The organism is Oerskovia sp. NPDC056781 (assembly GCF_042789955.1).
Classification (GTDB): domain Bacteria; phylum Actinomycetota; class Actinomycetes; order Actinomycetales; family Cellulomonadaceae; genus Oerskovia; species Oerskovia rustica.
In genome coordinates, this window is record NZ_JBHUAD010000219.1 from 1 (window position 1) to 6,496 (window position 6,496).

The window sequence follows — 6,496 nt, forward strand, 5'->3', positions numbered from 1 at the left end:
CCCGTGACGGGTCGCCGGCTCCTGGCCTACCGGGCCGCGTCAGGACGCGGTGGCCGGTCGGGGGCGAGAGGCTCAGGCCTGCTTGATGGCCGAGAGGTCGAGCGCGATCTTGATCTTGTCGCCGACCAGCACGCCGCCGGCCTCGAGGGCGACGTTCCAGGTCAGGCCGAACTCCTTGCGGGAGATCTCGGTCTCGGCCTCGAACCCGGCGCGCGAGTTGCCGTACGCGTCGACGGCGGTGCCCGTGAACTCGGTCTCGAGCTTGACCGGCTTGGTCACGCCGTTGATGGTCAGGTCGCCCGCGATGACGAAGTCGTCGTCGTCGGCCTCGACGGCGGTCGAGACGAAGTTCCAGGTGGGGTTCTTCTCGGCGTCCCAGAAGTCGGCCGACTGGAGGTGGCCGTCGCGCCCTGCGTCGCCGGTGTTGACGGACTTGGCGTCGATCGCCGCGACGACGTTGGACGACTCGACGTCGTCACCGACGTTGAGCGTGCCCTCGGCGATCGCGAGCGAGCCGCGGACCTTGGAGATGCCCGCGTGGCGGACCGTGAAGGTCGCCTGCGAGTGCGAGGGGTCGATGACGTAGGTGCCTGCGGTCAGTCCGGCGGGAAGGGTCGTGGCCATGGGTGTTCTCCTGTGGAAGTCGTGGTGCGTGTGCGTCAGGCGCGCCGTCCGACGAGCCATTAGTTGAAGATTCAACTTCATACGATCGCATCAACGCAAGCCCCCGTCCCTCTATTCCCTGGTGGGCGGACCAGTTCCCGGATGGGAGACTGGGACGGTTGTTCGGACGGTGGGGGCGTGGCGGATGAAGGCGGAGATGACGGTTCAGCACGACAGGCGCGCGGTCGCGCCGCAGGACGCACCCTGGCTCGACGAGGGCCAGCAGCACTCGTGGCGCCAGTACCTCGACGGCACGGCGCGGTTCGTCGAAGCCCTGAGCAGGGACCACGAGGAGCACTCGGTCCTCACGCTGGGCGAGTACGAGCTGCTCGTGCGGCTCTCCGAGGCCCGCGACCACACCATGAGGATGTCGGCCCTCGCCGACGGCCTCGCCCGGTCGCGGTCCCGCGTCACGCACACCGTGCACCGCATGGAGCAGCGCGGGCTCGTCCGCCGGTCCGCGAGCGAGACCGACCGTCGCGGTGTGAACTGCGTCATGACCGACGCGGGCTACGCCGAGCTCGTCGCCTCCGCGCCAGGACACGTGCGGGCCGTGCGCCGCTTCATGGTCGACGTCCTGACCCCCGAGCAGTTCCGCAACCTCGGCGAGGCCATGGCCGCGATCGCCGAGGCCTGCCGGGTCGTGGACGAGCGCGAGAACCAGTAGTCGGGGACTTCCCGGCGCCCTGCGGGCCTGTGTCCGGGAGCACGCCGTCCCGGTGCACCGCGCGCGGAAGAAATTTGGGACACTGGTCCCCATGGTCGCAACCACGGTCCACCTCATGCGTCACGGTGAAGTCTTCAACCCGGACGGCATCCTCTACGGGCGAATCCCCGGCTACCACCTCTCGGAGCTCGGGCACACGATGGCGCGTCGCGTCGCGGGGCACCTGTCGGGCAAGCCCGCCGAGGGCGCCCCCGCGCTGCCCGACGACGCCACGCCCGAACCCTTCGACGTCGCCCTGGTCATCGCGTCCCCGCTCCAGCGGGCGCAGGAGACCGCGACGCCCGTCGCCGAGGCCTTCGGGCTGCCGCTCGGGACGGACGAGCGCCTCATCGAGGCCGGCAACCACTTCGAGGGGATGAAGTTCGGCGTGGGCGACGGCTCGCTGCGCCACCCGGGCCACTGGCCCTACCTGTGGAACCCGATGCGTCCGTCGTGGGGCGAGCCCTACAAGCAGCAGGTCGCGCGCATGCACGCCGCGATCCACGACGCCCGCGCCCAGGCCGAGGGGCGCGAGGTCGTGCTCGTGAGCCACCAGCTCCCCATCTGGATCTCCCGCCTGGCCTTCGAGGGCAAGCGCCTGTGGCACGACCCGCGCAACCGCCAGTGCTCCCTCGCGTCGCTCACGTCGCTGCGCTTCGACGGCGACCGCCTCGTCGGCATCCACTACACCGAGCCGGTCGCGGACCTGCTGCCCGGTGCCGCGAAGGTCTCGGGCGCGTGAGGCGCCAGCCGCTTCTCAGGTTGTGCCCAGGCAGGTGGGAGACAGTGCTGCCATGATCCGCCCCTTCCGTGCCCGGCAGGGTCGCGCCCGCGCGACCTCCGGGATCGTCGCCCTCGTCTCGCTCGGCCTGGTCCTGACCGCCTGCTCCCAGGAGTCGGGGGCCACGAGCCCCGACGACGTCGTGGGCCAGGGCTACGTCTCGGGCGACGGCTCGGTCAAGACCTGGGACGTCTCCGACCGGGACGAGCCCGTGGTCCTGACCGGCACGGACTTCGAGGGCGGCGCGGTCGACACCTCGCAGTGGCTGGGCGACGTCGTCGTCATCAACACCTGGTACGCGGCGTGCGCCCCCTGCCGGGCCGAGGCGCCGGACCTGGTCGCGCTCGCGAACGACCGCGCGGCCGACGGGGTGCACCTGCTCGGCATCAACAGCACCGACGACGCCGGGGCCGCGCTCGCGTTCGAGCGCACGTTCGAGGTGCCCTACCCCTCGATCGAGGACACGCGCGGCGAGGCCATCGCGACGCTCGAGGGCTCCGTCCCGCTCCAGGCCGTGCCGACGACCGTGGTGCTCGACCGCGAGGGCCGGGTCGCCGCACGCATCATCGGGCGCGCCGAGGGCTCGACGCTCGGTGCTCTCGTCGACGACCTGCTCACCGAGAGCGCCTGACGCATGGGCCCCCTCGCTCTCGCCGGCGACCTCGGCTCCACGTTCGCGACGACCGCGTTCAGCGGCTCGATGCTGCTGGCGGTGCCCGTCGCGATCCTCGCAGGGCTCGTGTCGTTCGCGTCCCCGTGCGTCCTGCCCCTCGTCCCCGGCTACGTGGGCTACGTGAGCGGGCTCGCGGCGGCCAACGCCGGCACGACCGGGACCCGTGCAGGGGGCGGAGGTACCGCACTCAAGACGGCCCGGACCACCGGGCGCTGGCGCGTCGTGACCGGTGTGGGCCTGTTCGTCGCGGGCTTCACGCTCGTGTTCGTGCTGCTCATGGTCGCTGCGGGCGCCGTGGGCGTGCACGTCAAGCAGTGGGAGGACGTCATCACGCGCGTCCTCGGGGTCGTCGTGATCCTCATGGGCTTCGCGTTCATGGGCGCCATGCCGTTCCTCCAGCGGGACCGTCGCCTCCACGTGAGCCCCACGGCCGGACTGTGGGGGGCACCCCTGCTCGGCATCGTGTTCGGCCTCGGCTGGGCGCCGTGCATCGGTCCGACCCTCACCGCCGTCATGGCGCTCTCGCTCGACGAGGCCACGGCCGGCCGTGGCGCGATCCTCGGGATCGCGTACAGCCTGGGCCTGGGCGTCCCGTTCCTGCTCATCGGGATCGGGCTCGAGCGCTCCAAGAAGGCCGTGGCCTTCCTCCGTCGCCACCGCGTCGCGATCATGCGCATCGGGGGCGGCATGCTCATCCTCATCGGCCTGGCCCTCGTGACGGGCGTCTGGGGCACGTGGACCGCGCGCCTCGGCGGGCTCATCACCGGCTTCGAGACGGTGATCTGATGAGCGACAAGGACCTGTACCGCCCCGAGGGCATCGACGACGCCTACAGCCACCCCGAGCCCGAGGCGAGCAGCGCCGAGGAGGAGACCGCGCCCGCGAGGGGAGCGTCGCCGTCGGGCCGGAAGGTGCGCGCGAGCGCCGCCGAGGCCACGGGCGGTCCCGCCCCGCAGCTCCCCGCGCTCGGCCTGCGCGGCGCGCTGCGCTGGACGTGGCGCCAGGTGACCAGCATGCGCGTCGCGCTCATGCTGCTCATGCTGCTCGCGGTCGCCGCCGTTCCCGGCTCGGTGCTGCCCCAGCGACCCCAGGACCCGGCCGCCGTCCTGACGTACCTCCAGGACAACCCGGGCACGGGCGAGTGGCTCGACCGGCTCGGGTTCTTCGACGTCTACGCGTCGGTGTGGTTCTCCGCGATCTACATCCTGCTGTTCGTCTCGCTCGTGGGCTGCATCCTGCCTCGCACCAAGGCGCACCTGCAGGCCGTGCGCAACCGCCCGCCGCGCACCCCGCGCCGCTTCGACCGCTTCCCTGCCAAGGCCGAGACGTCCAGCACCGCGACGCCCGACGAGGTCGTGGACGCGGCGGCGAAGCACCTGCGTGGTCGGCTGCGCTGGCTGCCGACGTTCCGCGTCGACGTCGGGGTCGAGCCCGCCGACCCGGCCCGGGGCCTGCCCGAGCGTCGCACCGTGGCCGCCGAGCGCGGCTATCTGCGCGAGACCGGGAACCTCGTCTTCCACCTGTCCCTGCTCGGGCTCCTCGTGGCGGTCGCCACGGGCCAGCTCCTGCACTTCCGCGGCCAGGCGATCATCACCGAGGGGCGCGGGTTCGCGAACGCGGTCGTCGACTACGACACGTTCGAGAACGGCTCGCTGTTCAGCCCGTCCTCGCTCGTCCCGTTCTCCATGACGCTCGACTCGTTCGACGCGCAGTTCGCGATGGACGCCGTGGCGTTCGCGCAGTCGCGCGACTTCACGGCCCACGTCACGGTGCGCGACCCCGACGGCACGTCCGAGCAGGAGCAGATCAAGGTCAACCACCCCATCGTCGCGGGCGGCGCCAAGATCTACCTCCAGGGCAACGGCTACGCCCCCGAGATCACGATCCACGACGCCGAGGGCCAGGTCGCGTTCGCCGGTCGCGTGCCCTTCCTGCCCGAGGACACCATGTACACCTCGCGCGGGGTCGTGAAGGTCCCCGACACGTCACCCGGCCTCGACCAGATCGGCCTGGTCGGGTACTTCCTGCCCACGGCCGAGGTCGACGAGGTGGGCGCGCGCTCGACCTTCCCGCAACCGATCAACCCCCTGCTCGTCCTCGAGGTCTACCGGGGCGACCTGGGGCTCGACGAGGGCCTGCCGCAGAACGTGTACCGCCTCAACACCGACACGCTCACGCCCTCGGTCGACGCCGAGGGAGATCGCGTGCGGGTCCTCGTGGCTCCCGGCGAGACCGTCGACCTGCCCGACGGCCTGGGCACCATCACGCTCGCCGAGGGAGCGGTCCCGCGCTACGTCGCGCTCGACCTGCGTCACGACCCGGCGCTCGTGTGGATCCTCGTCTTCTCGCTCGGCGCCCTCGCAGGCCTCGCCGTCTCGCTCTTCACGCCGCGCCGTCGCGTGTGGCTGCGGGCGTGGAGCGAGGAGCCGCCCGACGGCGCCACGTCCGACCGGCGTACCGTCGTGAGCGTCGCGGGACTCGCCCGCGGGGACGACGCCGGGCTCCAGGGCGAGGTCGACCGGTTGGTCGAGTCGCTGCCCGGGACGCCGCCCACGACCGACCCACCCGCCGAGCGCCCTGCCGCGGAGCGCACCACGTCCTCCCCCCGCACCGACGGTCAGGCTCGCCCCGACCGACCACGAAAGGCTGACCGATGACCGTTGCCGACCTGAGCTCCGACCTGGTGTGGGCGGCCGCGACCGCCCTCACGGTCGCGTTCGTCGCGTTCGCGATCGACCTGTCCCGGTTGGGGGCCAAGGAGCCTGTCGCCGAACCCGTGACCGCCGGTGACGCCGGTGACACCGACGCCCCGGTCGCCGTCGCCGTGGCCACCCCGCCCAAGCCGGTCTCGCGCAAGGCCGCGGGCATCGGCATCTCCACGGGCTGGCTCGGGACGATCCTGCTGCTCGCGGCGATCGTGACCCGCGGCATCGCGGCGGGCCGAGCGCCCTGGGCCAACATGTACGAGTTCACTCTCGTCGGCGCGTTCGTCGCGATGGCGGTCTTCCTCGGCGTGAGCCTGCGCCGCGACGTGCGGTTCCTCGGGGCGTTCGTCACGGGGCTCGCGGTGCTGTTCCTCGTGGTCGCGCAGAACTCGTTCTTCCTCGCGGCGACCGGGGTCAGCCCGGCCCTGCAGTCGTACTGGCTCGTCATCCACGTGGGCGTCGCGATCATCGCCACGGGGATCTTCACGGTCGCGTTCGTCATGTCCTCGATCCAGCTCCTGCGCGACTCGCGCGAGAACGGCAACGGCTTCCTGGGCCACCCGGCCTGGCGGTGGCTCGACACGACACCGAGGCCCGCGCAGCTCGAGGCCCTGAGCTTCCGGCTCAACGCGGTCGCGTTCGTGCTGTGGACCTTCACGATCATCGGTGGCGCGATCTGGGCCGAGCACGCCTGGGGCCGCTACTGGGGCTGGGACCCCAAGGAGGTCTGGAGCTTCGTCGTCTGGGTCGTGTACGCGGCCTACCTGCACGCCCGCACCACGCGCGGCTGGTCCGGGCGCCGCGCGGCGTACTTCGTGCTCGTCGGCTACGCGTGCGTGCTGTTCAACTTCACGGGCGTCAACCTGATCTTCAACGGCAAGCACTCGTACTCGGGCATCACGACGCAGGAGTGAGCGCGTCGCGACGCCGCCGCACGCCTGCCCGCAGGGGCCGTCCCGTTCGTGGAC

Annotated in this window: 7 protein-coding genes; 6 read left to right on the top strand and 1 reads right to left on the bottom strand. The window is 71.9% G+C overall.

Going from position 1 to position 6,496, the window contains the following annotated elements; all coding sequences use genetic code 11:
* Positions 1 to 72 precede the first annotated feature (72 nt).
* Positions 73 to 624, bottom strand: coding sequence for a YceI family protein (locus ACFRCR_RS15470; protein WP_377678756.1), 552 nt, complete (start codon positions 622 to 624; stop codon positions 73 to 75).
* A 196-nt stretch (positions 625 to 820) separates the two neighbouring features.
* Here ACFRCR_RS15470 and ACFRCR_RS15475 point away from each other — a divergent pair, with 196 nt between their 5' ends.
* From ACFRCR_RS15475 to ccsB, 6 genes are all read left to right on the top strand, one after another.
* The gene (locus ACFRCR_RS15475) at positions 821 to 1,330 is read left to right on the top strand and encodes a MarR family winged helix-turn-helix transcriptional regulator (RefSeq protein WP_377678757.1); all 510 of its coding nucleotides are present in this window, start codon (positions 821 to 823) and stop codon (positions 1,328 to 1,330) included.
* Between the two features lie 91 nt (positions 1,331 to 1,421).
* Complete coding sequence (locus ACFRCR_RS15480) at positions 1,422 to 2,111, top strand: histidine phosphatase family protein (protein ID WP_377678759.1); 690 nt, start codon at positions 1,422 to 1,424, stop codon at positions 2,109 to 2,111.
* Between the two features lie 52 nt (positions 2,112 to 2,163).
* Positions 2,164 to 2,781, top strand: coding sequence for a TlpA family protein disulfide reductase (locus ACFRCR_RS15485; RefSeq protein ID WP_377678761.1), 618 nt, complete (start codon positions 2,164 to 2,166; stop codon positions 2,779 to 2,781).
* A 3-nt stretch (positions 2,782 to 2,784) separates the two neighbouring features.
* Positions 2,785 to 3,609 carry a cytochrome c biogenesis CcdA family protein gene (locus ACFRCR_RS15490; RefSeq protein WP_377678762.1) on the top strand — a complete coding sequence of 275 codons (825 nt, stop codon included), beginning with the start codon at positions 2,785 to 2,787 and terminating at the stop codon, positions 3,607 to 3,609.
* The gene (locus ACFRCR_RS15495; protein WP_377678763.1) at positions 3,609 to 5,480 is read left to right on the top strand and encodes a cytochrome c biogenesis protein ResB; all 1,872 of its coding nucleotides are present in this window, start codon (positions 3,609 to 3,611) and stop codon (positions 5,478 to 5,480) included. Before ACFRCR_RS15490 ends, ACFRCR_RS15495 begins: the two co-directional genes overlap by 1 nt.
* Entirely contained in the window at positions 5,477 to 6,442 is a 966-nt protein-coding gene (gene ccsB / locus ACFRCR_RS15500; protein ID WP_377678765.1) for a c-type cytochrome biogenesis protein CcsB, read from the top strand. The genes ACFRCR_RS15495 and ccsB overlap by 4 nt, the downstream gene beginning before the upstream one ends.
* Positions 6,443 to 6,496 lie beyond the last annotated feature (54 nt).